Source organism: Limnohabitans sp. G3-2, assembly GCF_002778275.1.
Classification (GTDB): Bacteria; Pseudomonadota; Gammaproteobacteria; order Burkholderiales; family Burkholderiaceae_C; genus Limnohabitans_A.
Genome location: NZ_NESG01000010.1, coordinates 24,571 through 50,486, shown reverse-complemented (window position 1 = coordinate 50,486; position 25,916 = coordinate 24,571). Strand labels below are relative to the sequence as shown.

General features: G+C 56.0%; 19 protein-coding genes, 2 tRNA genes and 1 pseudogene. 18 read left to right on the top strand and 4 right to left on the bottom strand.

Going from position 1 to position 25,916, the window contains the following annotated elements:
• The 15 genes and pseudogenes from B9Z31_RS15010 to B9Z31_RS14940 form a co-directional block, all read left to right on the top strand.
• Positions 1 to 131: pseudogene (locus tag B9Z31_RS15010) on the top strand (elongation factor Tu); the annotation flags it as partial.
• An 11-nt stretch (positions 132 to 142) separates the two neighbouring features.
• Positions 143 to 218, top strand: a tRNA-Trp gene (locus B9Z31_RS15005).
• 99 nt (positions 219 to 317) lie between these two features.
• On the top strand, positions 318 to 701 hold the full coding sequence (gene secE / locus B9Z31_RS15000) for a preprotein translocase subunit SecE (protein ID WP_100120363.1): 384 nt from the start codon (positions 318 to 320) through the stop codon (positions 699 to 701).
• Entirely contained in the window at positions 701 to 1,282 is a 582-nt protein-coding gene (nusG, locus tag B9Z31_RS14995; protein WP_100120362.1) for a transcription termination/antitermination protein NusG, read from the top strand. The genes secE and nusG overlap by 1 nt, the downstream gene beginning before the upstream one ends.
• A gap of 125 nt (positions 1,283 to 1,407) precedes the next feature.
• Positions 1,408 to 1,839 carry a 50S ribosomal protein L11 gene (gene rplK / locus B9Z31_RS14990; protein ID WP_100120361.1) on the top strand — a complete coding sequence of 144 codons (432 nt, stop codon included), beginning with the start codon at positions 1,408 to 1,410 and terminating at the stop codon, positions 1,837 to 1,839.
• A complete protein-coding gene (rplA, locus tag B9Z31_RS14985; protein ID WP_100120360.1) occupies positions 1,840 to 2,535 on the top strand; it encodes a 50S ribosomal protein L1 in 696 nt (231 codons plus the stop codon).
• Positions 2,536 to 2,793: 258 nt separating this feature from the next.
• Positions 2,794 to 3,300: a 50S ribosomal protein L10 gene (gene rplJ / locus B9Z31_RS14980; RefSeq protein ID WP_100120359.1), complete on the top strand. Its 507-nt coding sequence runs from the start codon at positions 2,794 to 2,796 to the stop codon at positions 3,298 to 3,300.
• 40 nt (positions 3,301 to 3,340) lie between these two features.
• Complete coding sequence (rplL, locus tag B9Z31_RS14975) at positions 3,341 to 3,715, top strand: 50S ribosomal protein L7/L12 (RefSeq protein WP_100120358.1); 375 nt, start codon at positions 3,341 to 3,343, stop codon at positions 3,713 to 3,715.
• 301 nt (positions 3,716 to 4,016) lie between these two features.
• Complete coding sequence (rpoB, locus tag B9Z31_RS14970) at positions 4,017 to 8,141, top strand: DNA-directed RNA polymerase subunit beta (protein WP_100120357.1); 4,125 nt, start codon at positions 4,017 to 4,019, stop codon at positions 8,139 to 8,141.
• Between the two features lie 23 nt (positions 8,142 to 8,164).
• On the top strand, positions 8,165 to 12,379 hold the full coding sequence (rpoC, locus tag B9Z31_RS14965) for a DNA-directed RNA polymerase subunit beta' (protein ID WP_100120356.1): 4,215 nt from the start codon (positions 8,165 to 8,167) through the stop codon (positions 12,377 to 12,379).
• Between the two features lie 102 nt (positions 12,380 to 12,481).
• Positions 12,482 to 13,030, top strand: coding sequence for a hypothetical protein (locus B9Z31_RS14960; RefSeq protein ID WP_100120355.1), 549 nt, complete (start codon positions 12,482 to 12,484; stop codon positions 13,028 to 13,030).
• 19 nt (positions 13,031 to 13,049) lie between these two features.
• Positions 13,050 to 14,405, top strand: coding sequence for a 16S rRNA (cytosine(967)-C(5))-methyltransferase RsmB (gene rsmB / locus B9Z31_RS14955; RefSeq protein ID WP_233201003.1), 1,356 nt, complete (start codon positions 13,050 to 13,052; stop codon positions 14,403 to 14,405).
• A 73-nt stretch (positions 14,406 to 14,478) separates the two neighbouring features.
• Positions 14,479 to 15,000 (top strand): DUF4390 domain-containing protein, encoded by a 522-nt coding sequence (locus B9Z31_RS14950; RefSeq protein ID WP_233201002.1) that lies wholly within the window; start codon positions 14,479 to 14,481, stop codon positions 14,998 to 15,000.
• A 1-nt stretch (position 15,001) separates the two neighbouring features.
• Positions 15,002 to 17,299 (top strand): ATP-binding protein, encoded by a 2,298-nt coding sequence (locus B9Z31_RS14945; RefSeq protein WP_100120353.1) that lies wholly within the window; start codon positions 15,002 to 15,004, stop codon positions 17,297 to 17,299.
• Positions 17,300 to 17,319: 20 nt separating this feature from the next.
• Positions 17,320 to 17,979 (top strand): response regulator, encoded by a 660-nt coding sequence (locus B9Z31_RS14940; RefSeq protein WP_100120352.1) that lies wholly within the window; start codon positions 17,320 to 17,322, stop codon positions 17,977 to 17,979.
• Between the two features lie 137 nt (positions 17,980 to 18,116).
• On the opposite strand, the gene B9Z31_RS14935 is transcribed toward B9Z31_RS14940, so the two are convergent.
• Complete coding sequence (locus tag B9Z31_RS14935; protein ID WP_100120351.1) at positions 18,117 to 19,583, bottom strand: serine hydrolase; 1,467 nt, start codon at positions 19,581 to 19,583, stop codon at positions 18,117 to 18,119.
• Positions 19,584 to 19,720: 137 nt separating this feature from the next.
• Here B9Z31_RS14935 and B9Z31_RS14930 point away from each other — a divergent pair, with 137 nt between their 5' ends.
• Complete coding sequence (locus B9Z31_RS14930) at positions 19,721 to 20,881, top strand: MFS transporter (protein ID WP_100120350.1); 1,161 nt, start codon at positions 19,721 to 19,723, stop codon at positions 20,879 to 20,881.
• Between the two features lie 39 nt (positions 20,882 to 20,920).
• Here the strand turns inward: B9Z31_RS14930 and B9Z31_RS14925 are convergent, their stop codons facing one another.
• Positions 20,921 to 21,787 (bottom strand): dienelactone hydrolase family protein, encoded by an 867-nt coding sequence (locus tag B9Z31_RS14925; protein WP_158235692.1) that lies wholly within the window; start codon positions 21,785 to 21,787, stop codon positions 20,921 to 20,923.
• A 332-nt stretch (positions 21,788 to 22,119) separates the two neighbouring features.
• Between B9Z31_RS14925 and B9Z31_RS14920 the strand changes: the two genes are divergently transcribed.
• Positions 22,120 to 22,195 (top strand) — tRNA-Phe (locus B9Z31_RS14920).
• A gap of 267 nt (positions 22,196 to 22,462) precedes the next feature.
• Positions 22,463 to 24,274 carry a hypothetical protein gene (locus B9Z31_RS15420; protein ID WP_143473860.1) on the top strand — a complete coding sequence of 604 codons (1,812 nt, stop codon included), beginning with the start codon at positions 22,463 to 22,465 and terminating at the stop codon, positions 24,272 to 24,274.
• Positions 24,275 to 24,340: 66 nt separating this feature from the next.
• Here B9Z31_RS15420 and B9Z31_RS14915 read toward each other — a convergent pair whose 3' ends face one another.
• A complete protein-coding gene (locus tag B9Z31_RS14915) occupies positions 24,341 to 24,634 on the bottom strand; it encodes an RNA-binding protein (RefSeq protein ID WP_019425964.1) in 294 nt (97 codons plus the stop codon).
• A gap of 358 nt (positions 24,635 to 24,992) precedes the next feature.
• The gene (locus B9Z31_RS14910; RefSeq protein ID WP_100120348.1) at positions 24,993 to 25,916 is read right to left on the bottom strand and encodes an MBL fold metallo-hydrolase; all 924 of its coding nucleotides are present in this window, start codon (positions 25,914 to 25,916) and stop codon (positions 24,993 to 24,995) included.

The window sequence follows — 25,916 nt, the reverse complement described above, 5'->3', positions numbered from 1 at the left end:
TGCCGGGTGACAACGTGTCGATCACTGTGAAGTTGATCAACCCCATTGCGATGGAAGAAGGCTTGCGCTTCGCTATCCGCGAAGGTGGCCGCACGGTTGGCGCTGGCGTTGTTGCCAAGATCATCGCCTGAAAATCATCTGTAGGGGTATAGCTCAATTGGCAGAGCGTCGGTCTCCAAAACCGAAGGTTGTAGGTTCGATTCCTACTGCCCCTGCCACCTGAAAAGGTGGATTTCCAAGCCCGCTAGCCCCTAGCGGGCTTCCTTGTCTGATAAGGGTCTTCGTTCATCGGGGGCTCAACAAAGGTTTCAAGCCGTATGGCAACGTCTGAAGTTCAAACAGTGAATGCTGCGGGTGACAAGATGCGAGTGGCGCTGGCTGCTGCATTGGTCATTGGTGCGCTCGTGGCCTTTTACATGTTGGCCGGCCGAGGTGGTTGGGTTCAGTGGGCGGGCTTGTTGGTCGGCTTGCTGGCTGCGGTGGCTGTGTTCTTCACTTCCGAGTCAGGCCGCCAATTGATCGCTTTCGGTCGCGATGCCGTGCGTGAAGTCAAGAAGGTTGTATGGCCCGAGCGCAAAGAAGCCATGCAAATCACGGCTTACGTTTTTGCTTTTGTGGTGGTGATGGCCCTCTTTTTGTGGCTCACCGACAAAACTCTGGAATGGGTTTTCTACGATCTGATTCTTGGGTGGAAAAAATAATGAACGATGCTGTAGTCAACGCCCCCATGGCGGGCTCTTCGACCAATCCAGATCTGAAGTGGTATGTCGTGCACGCTTATTCCGGTATGGAAAAAGCGGTCGAGCGAAACATCATCGAACGCATTGCGCGCTCTGGCATGGAGATCAAATTTGGTCGCATTCTGGTGCCGACCGAAGAGGTTGTAGAAGTTAAAAACGGCCAAAAGCGCACCACAGAGCGCAAGTTTTTCCCTGGCTATGTGCTGGTGGAAATGGTCATGGACGACGAAACTTGGCATTTGGTCAAGCACACCAACAAAGTCACGGGCTTTGTGGGTGGCGCCAAAAACCGACCCGCTCCGATTTCCGAAGCCGATGTCCAGAAAATCGTGAGCCAGATGCAAGAAGGCACGGACAAGCCACGCCACAAGGTTGAATTTGAAGTGGGTGAATACATCCGCGTCAAAGAGGGCCCGTTCACCGATTTCAATGGCACGGTCGAAGAAGTCAATTACGAGCGCAACAAAATGCGTGTTTCGGTGACCATTTTCGGTCGCGCCACACCCGTTGAGTTGGAGTTCGGACAAGTCGAAAAAACCTGATCGGTTTTTCTCAATTCCCTGTTTGGCGCTACCCGACTCGGCGCCCAACACTATTTCAGAGTCGTTAACCCCGGGGAGCCCAAAGCCGATTGGTTTTGAGCGTTAAAACCCGCAAGGAGAAAAGCATGGCGAAAAAAATCGTCGGCTTCATCAAGCTGCAAGTGCCAGCTGGTAAAGCCAATCCATCACCACCTATTGGTCCTGCACTGGGTCAACGTGGTTTGAACATCATGGAATTCTGCAAGGCGTTCAACGCCCAGACCCAAGGCGTTGAGCCGGGCCTGCCATTGCCAGTGGTCATCACTGCGTTTGCAGACAAATCCTTCACCTTCATCATCAAAACACCGCCAGCGGCCACTTTGATCAAGAAGTCACTGAAGCTGGACAAGGCTTCGACCAAGCCAGGTCTGGAAAAAGTGGGCAAGATCACCCGCGCTCAGCTGGAAGAGATCGCCAAAACCAAGATGAAAGACTTGACTGCTGCCGACATGGACGCAGCTGTTCGCACCATCGCTGGTACTGCCCGTTCCATGGGCGTGAATGTGGAGGGCGTGTAAATGTCCAAGCTCACTAAAAAACAAAAAGCCCTCGTTGGCAAAGTTGACAGCCTGAAGTTGTACGCTTTGGCCGATGCTTTGACCATGGTCAAAGAGTGCGCCACCGCCAAGTTCGACGAGTCCATTGACGTGGCCGTTCAATTGGGCATCGATGCCAAGAAATCTGACCAAGTGGTTCGTGGTGCTGTCGTGTTGCCTAACGGCACCGGTAAAACCGCACGCGTGGCCGTGTTCGCTCAAGGCGCCAAAGCTGAAGAAGCGCTGGCTGCTGGCGCAGACGTGGTCGGCATGGACGATTTGGCTGCACGCGTGAAAGCGGGCGATATGCCTTTTGACGTGGTGATTGCTGCGCCTGACGCGATGCGCGTTGTGGGTACTTTGGGTCAGATCCTGGGCCCACGTGGCCTGATGCCTAACCCCAAAGTCGGCACTGTGACCCCTGACGTCGCCACAGCTGTGCGCAACGCCAAGGCCGGTCAAGTCCAGTTCCGCGTTGACAAAGCCGGTATCGTGCACGGCACCATCGGTCGTCGCTCGTTCGACACCGACAAGTTGCAAGGCAACTTGGCGGCACTGATCGAAGCTTTGGTGAAAGCCAAGCCCGCCACCAGCAAGGGTGTTTACCTGCGCAAAGTGGCCGTGTCCTCGACCATGGGTGTGGGCGTTCGCGTCGACACACAATCCATCGCAGCTTGATGGCGATAAAAATTTGAGTCGGCTGAAAAGCTGGCTCGATGTGGTGGGCTGCAGTCCTTGCTAAAGGGTCTGCAGGCCATCCAAGACCGTTGGTGCACACAGAGGTGTGCTTAATCAACAGACCGCCAAGTTCGCTTGAAGGTTTGGGCCAACGCAGATGGCGATCCCGCTGCAGATGGATGAAGATCCTGAACAGTTGGTCGCTGCAAATAGGCGTGTTTTAGGGGCAACCCGACAACACATATAAAGGAGTAGACCTTGAGTCTGAATCGCAGTGAGAAAGAAGCGGTCATTTCCGAAGTGACCGACCTCGCCGGTAAAGCTCAAACGCTTGTGATGGCGGAATACCGTGGTATCACGGTCGCTGACATGACCAACCTGCGTGTCAAAGCTCGCAGCCTCGGCGTATCGCTGACGGTGTTGAAAAACACCTTGGCTCGCCGTGCTGTGACAGGTACGCAGTTTGAAGTTGTCGCCGACCAGATGACCGGTCCGCTGATCTATGGCTTCTCTGAAGATGCAGTCGCCGCCGCCAAGGTGGTGGCTGACTTCGCGAAAACCAACGACAAGTTGGTCATTCGTGCAGGTGCATTTGCAGGTAAAGCTTTGGACGTGAACGGCGTTAAGCAATTGGCAAACATCCCTTCGAAAGAAGTTTTGTTGGCCCAGTTGTGTGGCTTGTTGATGTCGCCCATGTCGCGTACAGCCGTTGTGCTGGGTGCGTTGGCGGCCAAAAAAGGCGAAGGCGAAGCTGTTGCCGCTTAAGGCCAGCATTCGTGTTTTAACCAATTGTTAGGAAATAAAAATGGCATTCGATAAAGACGCATTTTTGACCGCGCTGGACAGCATGACGGTCATGGAACTCAACGAACTGGTGAAAGCCATCGAAGAGAAGTTTGGTGTGAGCGCTGCCGCTATGGCTGCTCCTGCTGCTGCTGGTGGCGGTGCTGCTGCTGCCGCTGAAGAGAAGACTGACTTCAACGTCATGTTGCTCGAAGCCGGCGCCAACAAAGTGTCCGTGATCAAGGCTGTGCGCGAAATCACCGGTCTGGGCTTGAAAGAAGCCAAAGACTTGGTGGACGGCGCTCCTAAGGCGGTCAAAGAAGGCCTGCCAAAAGCTGACGCTGAAGCCGCTAAGAAAAAGCTGGAAGAAGCCGGCGCCAAGGCCGAACTCAAGTAATTCGGTTTTGTTCCAAGGCTGGAGTGTCCGAAAGGGCCTCCAGCCTTTGGTGCTTGAAGAGCACACCGAAAAGCAGACCCTCATCAGTCTTGTTTTCAGCGTTTTAACGAAACACCGGAAAGCAGATTGATCCCAGTCTTCTTTCCAGTGTTTTCTGACCCGACTGCAGAAGACCCTTGGTTCGGGTTGCGTGCAATGCGCAATCGTCCGCCAAAGCTGGTAGAGGCCAGCCGCCAAGCCCGTTGTGCGAGCCTAAAACTCGCGCAACACACAGTTCTGAAAGATCAAGCCCGGAGATCTCATGGCCTATTCATACACCGAACGCAAGCGAATCCGCAAAAGTTTCGGCAGCCGCGAAAGCGTGCTCGAAGTTCCTTACCTGCTGCAAATGCAAAAAGACGCTTACACGTCTTTCCTGCAAGCGGGTGTTGTTTCATCCAAACGCACACACGAAGGTCTGCAAGCCGCATTTGAGTCGGCATTCCCGATCGTGTCCCACAACGGTTTTGTGGAGATGAAATTCGTCGAGTACAACTTGGCCAAACCAGCGTTCGATGTGCGCGAATGCCAGACGCGTGGTCTGACCTTCTCGTCGGCTGTGCGCGCGCGCGTTCAGCTCATCATTTACGACCGTGACTCTTCGACCTCACAAAACAAAGTGGTCAAGGAAGTCAAGGAGCAAGAGGTCTACATGGGCGAAGTGCCTTTGATGACCGACAAGGGCTCCTTCATCATCAACGGAACAGAGCGCGTGATCGTGTCTCAATTGCACCGCTCGCCTGGCGTGTTCTTTGAGCACGACAAGGGCAAAACCCACAGCTCGGGCAAACTGCTGTTTTCCGCCCGCATCATCCCTTACCGCGGTTCGTGGCTCGACTTCGAATTCGACCCGAAAGACATCCTGTACTTCCGCGTTGACCGTCGTCGCAAGATGCCCGTGTCGATTCTGCTCAAAGCCATTGGCTTGAACCCTGAGTCGATCTTGGCGAACTTCTTCGTCAACGACAACTTCCGTCTGATGGACAGCGGCGCACAGATGGAATTTGTGGCCGAGCGTCTGCGCGGCGAAGTGGCCCGTTTTGACATCACCGACAAGTCCGGCAAAGTGGTGGTGGCCAAAGACAAGCGCATCACAGTGCGCCACACCCGTGAGCTCGAACAATCGGGCACCACGCACATCAGCGTGCCAGAAGACTACCTCTTGGGTCGTGTGGTCGCGCGCAGCATTGTGGAAGCCGATACGGGCGAAATCATCGCCAAGGCCAACGAAGAGTTGACCGAAGCGCTGCTGAAAAAGCTGCGCACCTCGGGCATCCAAGACCTGCCTTGCATCTACACCAACGAGTTGGACCAAGGTGCGTACATTTCGCAAACCCTGCGCATCGACGAAACCGTCGACGAATTTGCTGCTCGCGTGGCCATCTACCGCATGATGCGTCCTGGCGAGCCGCCAACAGAAGACGCCGTGCAAGCCCTGTTCCAGCGCTTGTTCTACAACCCCGACACCTACGATTTGTCACGCGTCGGTCGCATGAAGTTCAACGCCCGTGTCGGTCGTCCAGACTCCACAGGCCCCATGGTCTTGACCAACGAAGACATCTTGGCAGTGGTCAAGATTTTGGTGGACTTGCGCAACGGCAATGGCGAGGTCGATGACATCGACCACTTGGGCAACCGCCGCGTGCGTTGCGTGGGTGAACTGGCCGAAAATCAATACCGCACAGGTTTGGCGCGCATCGAAAAAGCCGTGAAAGAGCGTTTGGGCCAGGCCGAGCAAGAGCCGCTCATGCCGCATGACCTGATCAATTCCAAGCCGATCTCGGCAGCGCTCAAAGAGTTCTTTGGCGCATCGCAGCTGTCCCAGTTCATGGACCAGACCAACCCCTTGGCCGAGATCACCCACAAGCGCCGTGTTTCGGCCCTTGGCCCAGGTGGTTTGACCCGCGAGCGTGCAGGCTTTGAAGTGCGTGACGTGCACGTGACCCATTACGGTCGCGTCTGTCCCATTGAGACGCCAGAAGGTCCCAACATCGGTCTGATCAACTCGCTGGCTTTGTATGCCCGCTTGAACGAGTACGGTTTCATCGAAACCCCTTACCGCCAAGTGATCGACGGCAAAGTCACGATGAACATCGACTACCTGTCGGCCATCGAAGAAGGCAAGTACGTCATTGCCCAGGCCAACGCCACGTTGGACAAAGACGGCAAGCTGACCGGTGACTTGGTCTCGGCCCGTGAAAAAGGCGAATCCATCCTGTGCGGTGCCGAGCGCATCCAATACATGGACGTGTCGCCAGCCCAGATCGTGTCTGTGGCCGCATCTCTGGTCCCATTCCTGGAACACGATGACGCCAACCGCGCTTTGATGGGTGCCAACATGTCGCGTCAGGCTGTGCCTGTGCTGCGCCCTGAAAAGCCCATGGTCGGAACCGGCATCGAGCGCGTTGCAGCGGTCGACTCCGGCACTGTGGTCACCGCGACACGCGGCGGTATCGTGGACTATGTCGACGCCACCCGCATCGTGATCCGCGTGAACGACGCCGAGGCCTTGGCGGGTGAAGTGGGTGTGGACATCTACAACCTGATCAAGTACCAGCGTTCCAACCAGAACACCAACATCCACCAGCGCCCCATCGTCAAGCGTGGCGACAAGTTGGCCAAGGGTGACGTGATTGCCGACGGCGCATCGACCGACCTGGGCGAAATCGCCATTGGTCAGAACATGCTGATCGCTTTCATGCCATGGAACGGCTACAACTTCGAAGACTCGATCTTGATCTCTGAGCGTGTGGTGTCGGAAGACCGCTACACCTCGATCCACATCGAAGAACTCGTGGTCATGGCCCGTGACACCAAGCTGGGCGCCGAAGAAATTTCGCGCGACATCCCCAACTTGTCCGAGCAGCAATTGGGTCGTTTGGACGATTCCGGCATCATCTACGTGGGTGCAGAAGTGCAGCCCGGCGACGTGTTGGTGGGCAAGGTCACACCGAAAGGCGAGACCACCCTCACGCCTGAAGAAAAACTGTTGCGCGCCATCTTCGGCGAAAAAGCCAGCGATGTGAAAGACACCTCCTTGCGCGTGGACCAGGGCTCGCAAGGCACTGTGATCGACGTGCAGGTCTTCACCCGTGAAGGCATCGTGCGTGACAAGCGTGCTCAACAGATCATTGACGACGAACTCAAGCGTTTCCGCCTGGATCTGAATGACCAGTTGCGCATTGTTGAAGCCGACGCGTTTGACCGCATCGAGAAGTTGCTGGTGGGCCGCGTGGCCAACGGCGGCCCTCAAAAGTTAGCCAAAGGCACCAAGCTTGACAAAGCCTACATGGAGTCGGTTGAAAAGTTCCACTGGTTCGACATCCGTCCAGCGGAAGACGACGTGGCCATGCAACTCGAGTCCATCAAGAACTCGCTGGAGCAGACCCGCCACAGCTTTGACTTGTCGTTTGAAGAAAAGCGCAAGAAATTGACCCAAGGTGATGAGTTGCCCGCAGGCGTGCTCAAGATGGTCAAGGTCTATTTGGCCGTCAAGCGTCGCTTGCAGCCAGGTGACAAGATGGCTGGCCGCCACGGCAACAAGGGTGTGGTCTCCAAGATCGTTCCCGTTGAAGACATGCCTTACATGGCTGACGGTACACCTGCCGACATCGTGTTGAACCCTTTGGGCGTTCCTTCACGCATGAACGTGGGTCAGGTGCTGGAAGTTCACTTGGGCTGGGCTGGCAAAGGCATCGGTCAGCGCATTGGCAACATGCTGCAAGCCGAAACCCAGCGCATGGAAAAGATTGCCGATCTGCGCAAGCTGTTCGAGCAGCTGTACAACAGCATGGGCCGCAAGGAAGACCTGTCGCAACTGAGCGACGACGAGGTCTTGGCCATGGCCGGCAACCTCAAAGAAGGTTTCCCATTCGCCACGCCCGTGTTCGACGGAGCTGCCGAAGAAGAAATCCGCGCGATGCTGCACCTGGCTTACCCAGAAGACCTGGCCAAAGCCAAGGGTCTGACGGCCACACGCACACAAGCCAACTTGTTTGACGGCCGCACAGGCGACGCCTTTGACCGTCCAACCACCATTGGCTACATGCACTTCTTGAAACTGCACCACTTGGTGGACGACAAGATGCACGCCCGCTCGACCGGTCCTTACAGCTTGGTCACTCAGCAGCCGCTGGGTGGTAAGGCGCAGTTCGGTGGTCAGCGTTTCGGTGAGATGGAAGTGTGGGCACTGGAAGCGTATGGCGCCTCTTACGTCCTGCAAGAGATGCTCACCGTGAAGTCCGACGACGTGCAAGGCCGTACCAAGGTGTACGAGAGCATCGTCAAAGGCGAACACTCCATCGAAGCGGGCATGCCCGAATCGTTCAACGTGCTGGTCAAGGAAATCCGTTCGCTGGGCCTTGACATCGAGCTCGAGCGTTCTTAATTCACAGGCAAAGGATTTAAACCATGAAATCACTACTCGACCTGTTCAAGCAGTTCACGCCCGATGACCATTTCGATGCGATCCGCATCGGCCTGGCATCGCCCGAGAAGATCCGTTCGTGGTCTTTCGGTGAAGTGAAAAAGCCGGAAACCATCAACTACCGCACCTTCAAGCCCGAGCGCGACGGTCTGTTTTGCGCCAAGATTTTTGGCCCCATCAAAGACTACGAATGCTTGTGCGGCAAGTACAAACGCCTCAAGCACCGCGGTGTGATCTGCGAGAAGTGCGGCGTTGAAGTCACACAAACCAAAGTGCGTCGCGAGCGCATGGGCCACATCGATCTGGCTGCGCCTTGCGCCCACATCTGGTTCCTGAAGTCTTTGCCGTCGCGTTTGGGCCTGGTGCTCGACATGACGCTGCGCGATATCGAACGCGTGCTGTACTTTGAAGCGTATGTCGTGACCGATCCCGGCATGACCCCGCTGAAGAAATTCGGCATCATGTCCGAAGACGACTATGACGCCAAAGTCAAAGAGTACGGCGATGAATTCACGGCCAAGATGGGCGCTGAAGGCATTCGCGAATTGCTCGAAGGCATTGACATCGAAAGCGAGATCGAGCGCCTGCGCGGTGACTTGACGGGTTCCGAACTCAAAGTGAAGAAGAACTCCAAGCGCCTCAAAGTGCTGGAAGCCTTCAAGAAGTCGGGCATCAAACCCGGTTGGATGGTGCTCGAAGTGCTGCCCGTGTTGCCACCGGACTTGCGTCCATTGGTGCCGCTGGATGGCGGTCGCTTTGCGACTTCCGATCTGAACGACTTGTACCGCCGTGTCATCAACCGCAACAGCCGCCTGCGCCGTTTGCTGGAATTGAAGGCGCCCGAGATCATTGCGCGCAACGAAAAGCGCATGCTGCAAGAAGCCGTGGACAGCTTGCTGGACAACGGCCGTCGCGGCAAGGCCATGACCGGCGCCAACAAGCGCGCCCTGAAGTCTTTGGCCGACATGATCAAAGGCAAGAGCGGTCGTTTCCGTCAAAACTTGCTGGGCAAGCGCGTCGACTACTCTGGTCGTTCGGTCATTACCGTCGGTCCAACACTCAAACTGCACCAGTGCGGTTTGCCCAAGTTGATGGCCATCGAGTTGTTCAAGCCGTTCATCTTTGCGCGTCTTGAAGCCATGGGCATCGCGACCACCATCAAGGCCGCCAAGAAAGAAGTTGAAGCCGGCACTCCCGTGGTGTGGGACATCTTGGAAGAGGTCATCAAAGAGCACCCCGTGATGCTCAACCGTGCGCCTACGCTGCACCGTTTGGGTATTCAGGCGTTTGAGCCCTTGCTGATCGAAGGCAAAGCCATTCAGTTGCACCCCCTCGTTTGCGCGGCCTTCAACGCCGACTTCGACGGTGACCAGATGGCCGTTCACGTGCCTTTGTCGGTGGAAGCGCAAATGGAAGCCCGCACCTTGATGCTGGCTTCGAACAACATCTTGTTCCCTGCATCTGGCGAACCATCGATTGTGCCCTCGCAAGACGTGGTGCTGGGTTTGTACTACGCGACCCGCGACCGCATCAACGCCAAGGGCGAAGGCTTGATCTTCTCCGACATCGGTGAAGTGCAGCGCGCCTTGGACGCCAACGCTGTCGAGTTGACGGCCAAGATCAACGTGCGCATGACCGAGTGGACCAAAGACAAAGCGACGGGTGAATTCACCTCGTCCGTGTCGATGGTGGAAACCACTGTGGGCCGCGCCTTGCTGTCGGAAATCCTGCCCAAAGGCTTGCCTTTCTCCAACCTGAACAAGGCGCTGAAGAAGAAGGAAATCTCCAAGCTGATCAACACGTCTTTCCGCAAGTGCGGCTTGAAAGAGACCGTGGTGTTCGCCGACAAACTGTTGCAAAACGGTTTCCGTTTGGCCACACGTGCCGGCATCTCGATCGGCATCGACGACATGTTGGTGCCGCCAGAAAAGCCCGCCATCATCGAAGCGGCCGAGAAAGAAGTCAAAGACATCGAGCAGCAATACGTCTCGGGTCTGGTGACCGCTGGCGAGCGCTACAACAAGGTGGTGGACATCTGGGGCAAAGCGGGTGACGTCGTCTCCAAGGTGATGATGGACCAACTGCGCAAAGAGAAGACCATTGACCGCCATGGCAACGAAGTCGATCAGGAATCGTTCAACTCGATTTACATGATGGCCGACTCCGGTGCCCGTGGTTCTGCCGCGCAGATCCGCCAGTTGGCCGGTATGCGGGGTCTGATGGCCAAGCCTGACGGCTCCATCATCGAGACCCCCATCACGGCGAACTTCCGTGAAGGTCTGAACGTGTTGCAGTACTTCATCTCGACACACGGTGCGCGTAAAGGTCTGGCCGACACGGCTTTGAAGACCGCCAACTCGGGTTACCTGACCCGTCGTTTGGTGGACGTGACGCAAGACTTGGTCGTGACCGAGCTCGATTGCGGCACCTCGGATGGTTCGCTGATGCGCGCCATCGTTGAAGGCGGTGAAGTCATCGAATCTCTGCGTGACCGCATCTTGGGCCGCACGGTGGCCGAAGATGTGTTGCATCCAGAAAACCGCGCGGTGTTGGCCCAAGCGGGCGTGATGCTCGACGAAGACCTCATCGAGGAGCTGGAAATCGCGGGTGTGGACGAAGTCAAAGTGCGCACCGCACTGACTTGCGAAACACGCTTTGGCCTGTGTGCCAAGTGCTACGGCCGCGATTTGGGCCGTGGTGGCCTGGTCAACAACGGTGAAGCTGTCGGCGTGATCGCTGCCCAGTCCATCGGTGAACCCGGTACCCAGCTGACCATGCGTACCTTCCACATTGGTGGCGCGGCTTCGCGTGCGGCGGTGGCCTCCAGCGTGGAAGCCAAGTCCAACGGCACCATCGGCTTCAATGCCACGATGCGTTACGTGACCAACACCAAAGGTGAGTTGGTGGTGATTTCCCGTTCTGGCGAAATCGTCATCACCGAGCACGGCCGTGAGCGCGAGCGCCACAAAGTGCCCTACGGTGCCATCTTGTCGATCAAAGCCGACCAGACCATCAAGGCCGGCACCATTTTGGCCAACTGGGACCCATTGACCCGCCCGATCATCACTGAATTCGCCGGTCAGGTGAAGTTCGAGAACGTCGAAGAAGGCCTGACCGTGGCCAAGCAGCTCGACGAGGTGACGGGTTTGTCCACTCTGGTGGTCATTGACCCCAAGCGCCGTGGTGCGGCCAAGGTCATCCGTCCACAGGTGAAGTTGATCGATGCAGCAGGCAAAGAAGTCAAGATCCCCGGCACCGACCACTCGGTGACGATTGGCTTCCAGATCGGCTCGCTGATCCAGGTGCGCGACGGCATGGACGTGGGCCCAGGCGAAGTGCTGGCCCGTATCCCTGTGGAAGGTCAGAAGACCCGAGACATTACCGGCGGTTTGCCCCGTGTGGCCGAGCTGTTCGAAGCCCGTACGCCCAAAGACAAAGGCATGCTGGCCGAGATCACCGGTACCGTGTCGTTTGGTAAAGAGACCAAAGGCAAGGTCCGTTTGCAGATCACTGACCCTGAAGGCAAGGTCTGGGATGAGCTGATCCCTAAAGAGAAGAACATCCTGGTGCACGAAGGCCAAGTGGTCAACAAGGGCGAAAGCATTGTGGACGGCCCAGCCGACCCACAAGACATCCTGCGCTTGTTGGGCATCGAAGAGTTGGCCCGTTACATCGTGGACGAAGTGCAGGACGTTTACCGCTTGCAGGGCGTGAAGATCAACGACAAGCACATCGAAGTGATTGTTCGTCAGATGTTGCGCCGTGTGGTGGTCGAGAACATTGGAGAGTCCACCTACATCTCGGGTGAGCAAGTCGAACGTTCCGAAATGCTCAACACCAACGATGCCTTGCAAGCCGAAGGCAAGATCCCTGCGACATTCAGCAACTTGTTGCTGGGTATCACCAAGGCTTCTTTGTCGACCGATTCGTTCATCTCGGCCGCTTCCTTCCAGGAAACGACCCGTGTGTTGACCGAAGCGGCCATCATGGGCAAGCGCGACGAGCTGCGTGGTCTGAAGGAAAACGTGATCGTGGGCCGTTTGATTCCTGCAGGTACAGGTCTGGCTTATCACAAGGCCCGTGCTGTCAAGGACGCCATGGACGACGCCGAGCGCAAAGCCATTGCCGATGCAGAAGCAGCGGACCTGGCGGGCGAGTCGGCGGAAGACACTGTCACCGATGCTGGCGAAGCCGTCTGAGTGATGCGTTCACCCGTTAAAAGGTGAACGGTGTGAACAGCCCCTGCACCGTTTTGCGGTCAGGGGCTGTTTTTATGGTGAAGGTTCAACAAGGGTGCGGGCATGGAAGCGTTGATCTTTGGCGTGCTGATGGCGATGGCCTTGTTCTGGGCAGTGGGGGCACACAACCGTCTGGTGCGATTGCGCGCCGAAGTGGTTCGCCAGTGGGGCAGTGTGGATGCCGTTTGGTTGCGCTTGCTGGTTCGGCTGCAAGGCGGCATCGCGGCACGCCAATCGCTGCACACGTCGCTCACCGAAGCAGAGGGCGAACTCCAAACCCTGCAATCGGCCTGTGATGAACTGGTGGAAGCCTTGCTTCAGGCCCGTTTGCAGCCGCTGGCGGTCGAGGGGCAAAAGCAAGTGCTGGCACTTCACCACAAGGTGGTGCTCGAAATTCGGGCGTTGCTGCAAAAAGACAACGAGGCCATCAAACCCGATCTGGAGATTGCGCTGAACCGGATGCGGCAAACTTTGCCTGCTGCTTTGATTCCATACCATGTGGCGGTGGTGGCTTATAACGACGCCTTGGCCATGCCGCCCGCAGCGTGGCTTGGCAGGCGCTTGGGCCTGCAGCCCGCCACCAAAATGGATCTGTCGGTGGGCGTGAGCTGACGCCTGACCGAAGTCAACGATGAAACAAAACGACACCATCCACGCACACACCATGCAGGGTCAATCGGCCCCACTGTGGCGTTTGCTTCAATCGACGGCAGCGGCTGTGCAGGCGACCCGGCAAGGGCGCTCGCTCACGGCGCAACTGGAAAGCGTTCCTGCCGAACTGCGACCCGGCGTGCAAGCCTTGAGTTTTCAGGTGCTCAGACATTTGGGGCGTGCCACGGCTTTGAGGCAATGCCTGGCCAGCAAAACACCGCCACCAGCCGTTGATGCCTTGCTCTGCAGTGCCTTGGCCTTGTGCTGGCGTGATGCCGATGCGGTTTACCCCATCCACACCTTGGTCAACCAAGCGGTGGAGGCCGCTCGCCAACAGCGAAGCACGCAAGCGCAAAGCGGGTTTGTGAACGCCTGTTTGCGCCGTTTCATGCGCGAGCGCGAAGCCTTGGTGCAGCGTACAGACACAGATGTTCAAGCGCAATGGAACCACCCGCGGTGGTGGGTTGAGCGCTTGCAGGCAGACCACCCCTTGCATTGGCAGACGCTGCTGACCCTGGCCCAGACCCCAGCACCCATGACGCTGCGGGTGAACACCCAGCACCAAGGGGTGGCGGACTACAAAAAGAAGCTCGATGCGCTGGGTGTGCCCTCTCAAGCGGTGGGCGATCACGGTTTGCAGTTGGGCAAAGCCTTGCCCGTTCAGCACTTGCCGGGCTTTTCTGAAGGCCATGTATCGGTGCAAGACGCCGCCGCACAATTGGCCGCACCTTTGTTGATGCAGGGCTTGGACAAGCAAGCCGAATGGCGGATTTTGGATGCTTGCGCTGCACCGGGTGGCAAAACCGGGCATTTGTTGGAGCTCTGCCCCAAGGCCAGCGTGGTGGCGCTGGATGTCGATGCTTCGCGTTGCGAACGCATTCACCAAAACCTGCGGCGCTTGGGCGTGCAAGGGCAGGTGATGGCCGCAGATGCAGGCCAGCCTGCGGACTGGTGGAATGGGCAAGCCTTTGATGCCATCTTGCTGGACGCGCCGTGCACGGCATCTGGCATCGTGCGCAGACACCCCGACGTGCGCTGGTTGCGCAGACCCACCGACAGCGGCCAGTTGGCCAAAACGCAAGCCATGTTGCTCAAGGCACTGTGGCCTTTGCTCAAGCCCGGCGGTCGACTGCTGTATTGCACTTGCTCTGTGTTCAAGGCCGAGGGCGATGAAACAGTGCAAGCGTTTCTTCAACGCAACACCGATGCCCATTTACGGCCCTCTCCTGGGCATTTGATACCCGGTCAGCCCCCGGCAGGCTTGCCAGTCGATCACAATCCCTTGGGTGAACACGATGGGTTTTATTACGCACTGCTGGAAAAGCGCCAAGGTTGAACCTCGGCGGTGGGGAAGCTGGGTCCTGGGGGCCTGGCTTTTGCTTGCGTCTGTGGCATGGGCGCAGAACTCTGTGGCGGAGTTGACGGAGCTTCGTCCTGAGCGCAGGGATGCCGCACTCTATTTGACCACCCAGCTCAAGCTGGAACTGGCGCCCGCAGTCGAGGACGCTTTGATCAAAGGCCTGGCGGTCCATTTTGTGGCCGAAGCGGAGGTCATGCGTGACCGCTGGTACTGGTCGGACCGCAAAGTGGGCACGGCCAGCCGTTACTACCGATTGGCCTTCCAGCCCCTGACACGCCGTTGGCGTTTGAATGTTTCCAATGAGCCGATCTCCAGTGGGGGCCTGGCCGGTAGCATTTCACAAAGTTTCGAAAATCTGCCCGACGCATTGGCGGTGATTCGACGTCAATCGGGTTGGAAAATCGCCGACATGGCCGATTTGCCGCCGGACACACGCCAATACATCAACTACCGGTTTTGGCTGGACATGTCCCAATTGCCACGCCCGTTTCAGATTGCGGCAGGCAACCAGACCGAATGGTCCTTGTCGGTGGCCAGACAAATTCGCTTGACGGCTGACATGGTGCGCTGAAATGCGGGGCTTGACCAAGCGTTCGGAAAAACAGGCACAGGCGGCCTCTCGCACCAGCCGTTGGCTGTTGGGTTTGGGTTCACTGGCCGTGGTGGTGATTGGTTTGGGCTTGTTGGTCTTGATGACCCAGGCCACGGGCAACCGCGAAAGCTACAACCAAAATTACGAATGGTTGGCTTTGGTCAACGCCATTGTGGCCAGCGGTTTGCTGGTCACCATCTTGTGGGGCGCGGTCCGTCTGTTGCTGCGGCTCAAACGTGGCCAATTCGGGGCGCGCTTGCTGGTCAAGTTGGCCGGCATATTCGCCTTGGTGGGGGTGATACCTGGCTTGCTGATTTATGTGGTGTCCTACCAATTTGTCTCGCGCTCCATCGAAAGTTGGTTCGACGTCAAAGTGGAGGCTGCTTTGGTGGCGGGCCTCAACTTGGGGCGTGCGACCTTGGACACGCTGAGCTCGGACCTGTCCAAGCAAGCGCGTGTGGCCGCCACGCAGTTGAGCGATGTGCCCGATGTGAGCGCCGGCATTGCCCTTGAAAAAATGAGAGAGCAACTCGGTGTCTCGGATGCCGTGTTGTGGACCGCCAGTGGCCGCATGGTGGCCAGCGCTGGGCAGTCCCGATTCCAAATCCGTCCTGAGCGCCCGCCCACTCAGCAAATCAAGGACGCGCGACAAAAAGGACGCGTGGAGTGGGTCGAGGGCTTTGACGACAGCACACCCGGTGCAGACCAAGGGCGCATCAAAGTGTTGGTGTTGCTGCCCCAAGCAGGACTCTCCTTTGAAGAAGACCGCCGCTTCTTGCAGTTGACGCAAGAGCTCCCGCCCACCTTGGTCAACAACGCCTTGGAGGTGCAAGCCGCTTACAGCGAGTACCAAGAGCGCGCTTTGGCCCGAGATGGCTTGCGGCGCATGTACATTGGCACGTTGACCCTCAGTCTTTTTTTGGCCGTGCTGGGGGCCATTTTGTTGGCCGTGTTGCTGGGCAACCAACTGGCACGCCCTTTGTTGCTGTTGGCCTTGGGCATGCGGCAGGTGGCTTCTGGCGATTTGACGCCCAAGCTTGCTTTGCAGGGCAAAGATGAACTGGGTGGTTTGACCCGCTCGTTTGCGGCCATGACGCAGCAATTGCTCGATGCCCGCACCCATGTGCAGCGCAGCTTGCTCCAGCTGGACACCGCACGTGGCAATTTGCAGACCATTTTGGACAATTTGACGGCGGGTGTCATGGTGCTCGATGCCCAAGGCGTGATCCAATCGGCCAACCCTGGCGCGACGCGCATTTTGCGCGTGCCCGTGGCCGCGCACCAGGGGCTCCCCCTGCTCAGCTTGCCGAGCCTGGAGACGTTTGCCAAGGGTGTGGCCGAGCAATTCGCCTTGCTGCGAGTGGACAAGGACGCCCATGAGCTCGACCATTGGCAAAAGTCGTTTGAAATCCACGCCACAGGACAAGGTTTGACAGAGACGGCGGTCACCTTGTTGGCCCGTGGTGCTTTGTTGCCGGACGGCATGCGCCTCTTGGTGTTTGACGACATTTCGGAAATCGTTTCGGCGGAACGCGCTCAAGCTTGGGGTGAAGTGGCCAGGCGACTGGCCCATGAGATCAAAAACCCCTTGACCCCCATTCAGTTGTCGGCAGAGCGCCTGCAGCGAAAACTCATCGGAAAACTCGACGCGCAAGACGACGCCGTGCTCCACAAATCGGTCAAGACCATCGTGGACCAAGTGGATGCCATGAAGCGCTTGGTCAATGAGTTTCGTGACTATGCCCGCTTGCCATCTGCCGAGTTGCAGCCCGTACAGCTCAATGACTTGATTGCCGACTTGATGGTCTTGTATGCCAATGAGCCGACCGATCAAGAGCGCCGTGCCGTGGTGGTCACTGACCTCGATCCTGCGTGCCCGCCCATCATGGGGGATGCGCAGCAACTCAGGCAAGTCATTCACAACCTCTTGCAAAACGCCCAAGACGCCTGCGAGATCAAGGGACTGGTGCCGCAAAACGCAAGCGTGGGCTTGCGTACAGAGTGGCTGGAAGCCCGTCGGCGTGTCCGTTTGACGGTGACCGATACAGGCCCCGGTTTTGAGCCCAATATCCTCAAGCGAGCCTTCGAGCCCTATGTCACCACCAAGGCCAAAGGCACGGGTTTGGGCTTGGCGGTGGTCAAGAAAATTGCCGATGAACATGCGGCCAAAATTGAACTGGGCAACACCTTGCAAGATGGCGAAATCCAAGGCGCTCAAGTCTCGTTATCATTCGCCTTGGATGCCACGATGGGCCGCGCACATCCGCCTATTCATTGAACAGAGACAAGACAGACACTATGGCAAATATTTTGGTGGTTGATGACGAGCTGGGCATTCGTGACCTGCTCTCGGAAATCCTGTTTGACGAAGGCCATCAGGTGGAGTTGGCTGAGAATGCTGCGATGGCGCGTGAAGCCCGTCAGCGCATGCGTCCCGACCTGGTGTTGTTGGACATTTGGATGCCCGACACCGACGGCGTGAGCCTCTTGAAAGAGTGGGCCACCACAGGCCTGCTCAACATGCCCGTCATCATGATGAGTGGGCACGCCACCATCGACACCGCGGTGGATGCTGTCAAGATCGGTGCGCAAGCCTTTCTGGAAAAACCCATCACCTTGCAAAAATTGCTCACGGCTGTCGAGCAAGGCCTGGCGCGTGATCAAGTCAAGCAGGCCATCCACGCGGCCACGGTTTCGCCGGCAGTTTCGGTGGTTTCAAATGCCCTCAGTGGAGAGGCCAGCGGTGCTGCACTGGAGGTGGCACAAACCTTTGACCTGGACCGCCCCTTGCGCGAAGCGCGTGATGCTTTTGAGAAGGCTTACTTCGAATTCCACTTGGCACATGAATCGGGGTCCATGACCAAAGTGGCGGAGAAGACAGGCCTTGAGCGGACGCACCTTTATCGAAAGCTCAAACAACTGGGTATTGACTTGTCCCGCAGCAAGCGTTTGGGTTGAATGGTTTTTGGCCTGCGACAAACGCGGCCGGCGGCTGGACGACAGACAAGGCCGAGTAGGAAAGCCAACGCCAACACCACAACACCCAGCCCGTTTTGCCAAGCTGCGCAGGGGTGGCGGCCAAGGGCCCGCAGCCTTTATTGACGCATGAATACCAACGGCGCCAAGGTGGGTTCGACGGGTATGGTGATCCGGTCCACGACCCCCGCATCGTTGCCAGCGAATGCAATGGCTTGATGGACCAACATCTGTCCAAAGAAGTTGCTGGCTTGCGGATCGATAGAAAAAACGTCGTAGTGGTGATGCACCAAGTTGGCACTGAGTCGGCCCAGACGCATGGCCAAGCCCTCTTGCGTTGGCTGGATCTCGACGACACCATACGCGGGATGGTGGTAGCGACCCACAAACGCAGACAAAGGGCGACTGGGCTGGGTGTTCGGAATGCGCGCATGCATGAACTTGGCGCGCATCGCATCCTGAGCTTTCTGCAAGGTTTGCTCATTCAAAGTTTCGCGCTCAATCCAGTCGCTTGCATCCAGGCCCAGGGCCAAATCAAGCACTGAATTTTGGACAACACGTGAAGCGGATGTTTCACTGTTTGTCAAAACGACAAGCCCTAACTTGGCATCTGGCACCCAAGCCATGGACGAGATGAACCCCTCAACCGCACCGCCATGAGAAAAAAGGGTGTGACGCCCATATTGGCTGCGCATCACGCCCATCGCGTAGTCTCCCGTCTCCACATCCTCAAAATAATTGCCCATCGGCATTTGACTGCGGTCGATCTCTTTGGATTGTTCTTGAGACAGCAGCGGGCCCCCGTTTTTCGGCGGGTAGCCTAAGCGAAACTGAAGGTACTTCAGCATGTCGGGCACCGTTGAGTTGATGGCACCAGCTCCGGCGACAGCATCGATGTTTTGGCGTTCGATCAAACGTAAGCCACCTTCTTGGTAGCGATAAGGCTGTGCCCACTGTTTCGCCTGAGACCAATCTTTCCATGTGGCGTTGGAGTTCGTCATGCCGAGGGGCTCCAAGACACGCTGGGTCAGCAGCGCATGCCATGGCAGACCCGTCACCCTTTCTTGCAAATAACTCGCTGTCATTTGCATCATGTTTTGATACTGAAATTTTTGGCGGAATGAGGTATTGGGCTCCAAATGCGGCAAGGTCGCCAACACATCTTGCTGAGCCATGTTTCGGCTGAACAACGCCAAGTCATGCCTCGGTAAACCTGAGTTGTGGATGAGCAAATCCCGCACGGTCATGTGCTGCGTGGCGTAGCCATCTTTGAGTTTGAACTCAGGCAAATGCTCGACCACTTTGCTGTCCCAGCGAAGCTTTTTCTCGTCCACCAACAAAGCCATCAACAAGCCATTGAAAGACTTGCTGTTCGAACCAATGGGCATCACCGTGTCCACGGTCATGGGCCTTTTTTTCTCGACGTCCCTCCACCCGTATGCCTTGGTGTAAACCACCGCTCCATTTTGGGTGATGCCAAGCGTGAGGCCTGGCACGTGCCATTTCTCCATCACCTTTTCAACGATGACATCAACCCTTGAAAACTGAAAATCAATCCCCTGAGTAGGGGGCTCCTGCATGTCCATGACTTACCACCTTGTGAAGTTGAATTAAACTAATTTAAAAGTGTGCATTTTAATTATTAAAATTTATTTTTGATGCAATGCCGATGTCAGGCCCGGCAACTGCATCGCCCTTCCTATTCCTCAAACCGAGTGCCCCCATGAACCCTGCCATTTATGCCCTCGCCTTGGCCTCGTTTGCCATCGGCACCACCGAGTTCGTCATCATGGGCTTGCTGCCTGAAGTGGCCACCGATCTCAACGTCAGCTTGGTTCAAGCGGGGTGGCTGATTACCGGCTATGCCTTAGGCGTTGCACTGGGGGCGCCCTCTCTCACGCTGATGGGTCGCTATTGGCCGCGCAAGCGCCTCTTGATCGGGCTGATGTGTTTATTCATTGCCGGGAACCTGTGGGCTGCATGGGTCAATGACTACACCCAACTCATGCTGGCGCGGGTGCTTGCTTCACTCGCACATGGCAGTTTTTTTGGGGTGGGCTCGGTCCTGGCGGCACGCTTGGTCCCTCCAGAAAAGCAGGCACAGGCTGTGGCCGTGATGTTCACCGGCTTGACTCTTGCCAATATTCTGGGTGTTCCTGCAGGCACATGGATGGGGCAACTCTGGGGGTGGCACAGCACATTTGCAAGCGTTGCCGCCTTGGGTGTCATGACTTTGCTGATGCTCATGTGGCTGCTGCCCGAACAAGCCCGTGAAACGCCCACACCTTTGAAACAAGAACTCGCCGTTTTAGCGCGCCTGCCACTGCTGCGCGCGCTGGCCTGCACCGTGCTGAGCTTTGGTGGCGTATTTACGCTGTTCACCTACATCTCACCCTATTTGCAATCCGTGTCATCGGTCCCCACGGCCTGGATGGGGGCTTACTTGCTGCTGTTTGGTATCGGCTCGACCCTGGGAAATATTCTGGGAGGACGCTGGGCAGATCGGTCACTGCGCAATTCCTTGCTGTTCTGGGTGTGGGGCATGGTGCTGGTTCTGGCGCTCATGCCGTTCTTGGCCACCGAGCCCTTTTCCGCTGCGATCGCCATGCTGATGTGGGGATTGTTCGGCTTTGCCATCGTGCCTGCCTTACAAATGCAAGTGTTGCAGCTTGCACGTGAAGCACCTCAACTCTCAGCCTCACTCAATATTTCGGCATTCAACATAGGCAATGCTTTGGGCGCTTGGATTGGCGGACTCGTTTTGCCGCTTGGTTTTCCTGCCGTGGCATGGGCGGCTGCGGCCGTGACTGCACTGGGCGGTGTCCTGTTGTTATGGCCAACGCCCCCCAATCCAAACGTTGCGCCTGCAACTCAGAAAGCGTAAATCAATTGGCGCTTGAATAAGAAATTAGGAAGAGCAGGGTCACTGGGGTTTGAGTTGATCGCGCAGTATGTTCAAGAGCATAGATTTGCCTGCTTCAGTTGTGGCGGGATCGCTTTGGTTGGTGTTGGTACAACCTCGTCCCTCGCAAGCCAGTGGTTCATGGAATGAGTAAGTTTGCCCATGATCCCAACCATGGGTGGCGTTTTCAAACACGTGGACCTTGGTCATGCTCTTTTGCTTTGCATCTGGCATGAGGTCAACTGCGTCAGCACACATGGTGGGTTTTTTGTTGTCATAGTCGTCCTTGCCACCTGCGAGGATCGTGAGAGGCGCGCCAGTGAATTTATTCAAAAAGTCATCAGGATAATTTGAGTTCTTGAATCTTCCAAGGTCGTTTTGATACGACTTTTTGATGATCCAGCAGGCGGGGTAAAAGGCAACCGAAGACGCAAATTTGTGACCATCACCGTACTTTTTTGTGGCCCAATCACTGACTGCATAAATGGACTGAAATGCTCCCGCCGAAAGGCCCATGACGGCGATTCTGGATGGATCAACATCGGACAAACTGGCGAGATGTTTAAGGGTGGCAAAAACCTTGGGAACCTGAAAATGACTGGGCTGCATACGCGACCTGAACATCACAGTTTCGGCTGTTATGTAACCGGCGCCATTGAGCAGCGTGGCATATTGCTTGGTCGTTTGGGTATCCCATCCCCCACCGTGATGCAACACAACAACAGCAGGCTTTTTGTCGCCTGCTGTATTCGCTGCAGGCTTTGAAATCCGCATCTCTAATTGTTCGGGCTTGCCGTTCCAGTTGACGAACGGGACGCTGACCATCTCTTCCGACGCTTGAGCAGACAAGGCCGTGAAAGCAAAAAATAGGGAAAAAATGCGTTTCATAAATTGATTATTTATTGGGGTCGATCTTGGCTCAGTGAATCCATAACCAGCTGGTTGCCTTGGATCGAGGTGACTGTCCTGCTGTATGAAATGAAGCGATAGTAATTCATCAAGCTTCAAAAAATTGTCGCTTGAATAGGAGTTCCGATCATGCGTGCCGTTATGCATTGCAAGGCAGCGCACCCGAGTACGATCAATCCTTGTGTGCCAGGGCTGTGCAATGCCGCTGACACAGCAAAACCGAAGCCCAAGTGAGGGTCTCCCTGTGACGCACATTTTTCAACACAGCAGTCATCCTCACGGAAAAGTACTGCTACAATCTCACCCTTACCGGCCCGGTAGCTCAGTTGGTAGAGCAGCGGATTGAAAATCCGCGTGTCGATGGTTCGATTCCGTCCCAGGCCACCAGATTCACCCCACAGTTTCGCAAGAGGCTGTGGGGTTTTTCTTTGTGGTCTCAGTGCAATGCATGCTCGTCCTACGCGCCCTCTGCTTGCAACACGATGTGGGGCTTGCTGAATGACGCAGTCCCCACATGCCACCTCGTGTTGAGACAGCGAGCGAGACGCGGACGGGAAAAAGTCTGCGTTTCAAAAGCCACCCTCCGTTCCCCCCTCTCAACTCTGCAAGCAGCACAGCCGCAGTCGATATTAAATTTGAGTTCAATGTGCTACCATGCGGTATCTTTACGACTTGCTGGAAATATATTGGAGATTGATGATGGTTACGATTCGGCGTTCCTTGGTGCTTGGTGCCACTTGCTTGTTGATCTCTGCATGTGGTGGCGGAGGTGGTGCTTCATCAACGACAGCCGTTCCAACTGGTGTTGCTGCCGTGGGAGCGCCTATCAGTGCTGGAACACTTTCAGCCATTGACGTTAACGGACGTACGGCGTCAACCACGATCGCCAACGACGGAACGTATTCAATTGACTTTTTGTCAACCCTTCAAGCACCAGTGCTTCTTAAAGCAGAAGGAATAAGTGGTGGACGTACAACTGTTCATTTTGGCGTTGTAACCAGTACGACTGATCAAACCATTAACGTTACCCCTGTATCAACCGCCATCGTTTCACAGGTCATGCAGGCTGATCCAGGCGCCGTTTTTGCTGCGACAGATACATCCAAAATTGCATTGTTGACAACTTCACAGGTGAGTGCAACCAATACCATTATCGGTAATGCACTATCCGCAGCAAGAAGTGCCGCCGGTATTATCGGTAATGGAGCACTTGATTTCTTGAATACACCATTCTCAGCAGACAAGACTGGTTTGGATAAGTTACTAGATTTGGTAAAGATTTCCGTTCAACCCGATCGAAGCGTTCAGTTGAAGAATAAAACTTCCGACGGGGTTACAACAGTTTCTTCGGGCGGTAACGTCTCAGGCGCGCTTGGGACCATTGCGTCATTAGATACTGCAGGCATCGATCTGCTTGGTCGAGAATTGCAGGCCACATTTCAAACGCCATCTTCGTGGCAAAACGCTACAGCGTCAGTTTTGAATCTTTTTTCGAGCAGTTTTCTCCACGGTGGCGAGAATCGTTCAGCCATTATTACTTCAATAGCAGGTGATGCGAATGATATGGTTGGCGCCCAATTTTTGCCAGCAAAAGTTTTAAATTGCGCCACAACCGGATCATTTCCTGTTTGTGAAGTTCTATTTACTGTTAAATACAATGATGGTGGCTTCGAGCCGTTCATTTTTCCAGTCAGCCTTGAAGGCGGGTCGTGGAAAATATATGGTGATCAAGCACCTGTGAATACTGAATATGGTGCAGTTGTTTCTAGAACTGTCCAAGGTAATGATGCTCCTCAAACACGGTCAGGATTCAATATTACAATTTACGATGATGCAACTATCGGAAATACTGTTGTTGGATATGCCAAGGCTTGGTTTGGTACAAATACCTCTGGTGCGCCTGATTTTGTTTTCGTGAATCCTTTAGAAGTTGACGGTTGCAATGGCATATCCGTAGGCTATTTAGAAGTTTTGACTGACCCTTCGAACATCAATTCTTGTGCTGGAAATTTTGCAGAACTTAGCAATTTGAGAATTGACCAATTGAGATCGACTTTCGCTACCCAGAGGCCAAAAATAACGGTTAAGTACTATGACGGGTCTAATAATTTGATTCCCAATCATGACCATGTCATCACAGTTGAAGCGCTGCCCTTGAAGCCCAGTGAAGTGACTGATGGGTACTTCGCGACCATTACAAATGCGAGTTGGAGCGAATTTCTGGCTGCTGGCAACAATGCGCCATTCACGCTTGTTTTGAACAAGGGGTCTTCAGTCGGTCTTGAAGATGTCATGGGTGCCCGTCCAATTGGTCCACCAGACGAAGCGCAAAGGTTGCCATTTTCAACTGTCAGAACAGGTTCTTCTTGGCGCGTTCGGAAGATCGGTTCAGGTTCCGGTAGCCGGATAAACACAGTGACGCGTGATGCTGACGGCCGGATGTACTGGTACCAGCGGCAGCCCTGAGAACCATAATCGCTGATGCCGAAAAAAAGCCGCTCAAGAGCGGCTATTTCGGAGCAGCTGATTGGATCAGTTGCGGGTGTCGCGGTAACCGCTGCCGTAGCCGGTGCTGGGCTCTTTGGGCTTGGAGATGTTCACCACGATGGAGCGACCGCTGACCGACATGCCGTTCAGGCCTGTGATGGCGGCTTGGGCTTCTTCGGCGCTGGACATTTCGACAAAGGCAAAGCCTTTGGATCGACCGGTGTCGCGGTCCATCATGACTTTGGCCGACAGAACGCCGCCAAATTCAGAAAAGTTTTGACGCAAGCTGGCGTCGTCGATGGTGTAAGGCAAGTTGCCCACGTAAATTTTGCTGCTCATGGTTGAGCCTTTCAGAGAGGTGGCGTGCAGGTTTTGAGGCAAACCCTGCATGCAGGAAAAGGTGGTTTCTAAAAAAGATCCCACCGGGAAAAGTGCCTAGCCTGACAGCTAAATCACATTTGTCGGGGACATTGAATGGGGTTGTTTGAGAGCGCCCTATTCGGTAGGCGCTCAGAGCTGAGAGGTAAGTCATGTCCTGCAGCTCAACAGGGCATGAGATGGAAGGCCCATCGGTTCAGTCTAGATGCTTGCAGAAGCACTGGTGTCGTGCCCCGTCAAACCCTGGCAATGGCCAAAGTGTATTCTTAATGAGAATATTGGTCAATGTTTTTATTTCTCTTGGTTTTAAAGTGCGCATTCAGAGGTCATGCAGCACCCCGTCATGCACGGCCAGTGCGCCGCTGCGGGCGAGTTCGGCGAGCATCATGTCCAGCCAGGTGGACAGCTCATGGTCCTGTCCAAAGCGCTGGTGCAGGTCATTCAAATATGGCACTTGCATGGCCCAGGTGCAAAACTCGGTTTTAGAGATGCGCCCCCATTCCAAGAGCTTGAACTTGAGCAAGACTTTGGTGCCGTAGCGGGCATGCCGCTCGGGGTTTTGCGCAAAGGCATCGAGTTTGCTGCGGGCCAAAGCCAAGGCCGGGGCGAGCTCACTGAAGACGGCGCCATGTCCGGGAATGACGATGGCAGGATCGAGCCGCTCAATCAAATCCAGCGTTTGGCCCACCTCGTCAAACGCGTCGATGCCAACCAATTCAGGGAACACCACACCAAACCCGTTTTGCCACAGTGCATCGGCCGACATCAGCAGGCGGTGCTCCGGGGCAAACAAAATCACCGAATGCGGGTCGTGGCCCGGCGCGGCGTGGACCTCCCAGTCCATTTGGCCCCAGCGGTGCAGCGCACCCGGCTGCAGCAAGCCCGTGAAGCTGAAAGCCGGGCAACTTTGGCCGGTCGGCTTGTAGCTCAGCGCGTCTTCGCGCCAGGCGTGGATATCGGGTGCCAAGCCCGGTGGAATCCAGGTTTGCAGGCCGGGATAACGCGCTTGCAGCGCTTGGTTGCCACCGCAATGGTCGCTGTGCAGGTGGGTGTTGGCCAGTTGGTCCAATGCGCGGCCCTGCAGTGCGTGCTCGACCAAAGCCAAGGTTTGGGCGTGGTGGCTGACATAGCCGCTGTCCACCAAGGTGGCGTTGTGCTCATCGACCATCAGCACGTTGTTGGCAGACAGCCAGCCGCGCTCAAAAACAGTGACGCCCGCAGGCAAGGTGATGGGGGCGCTCAT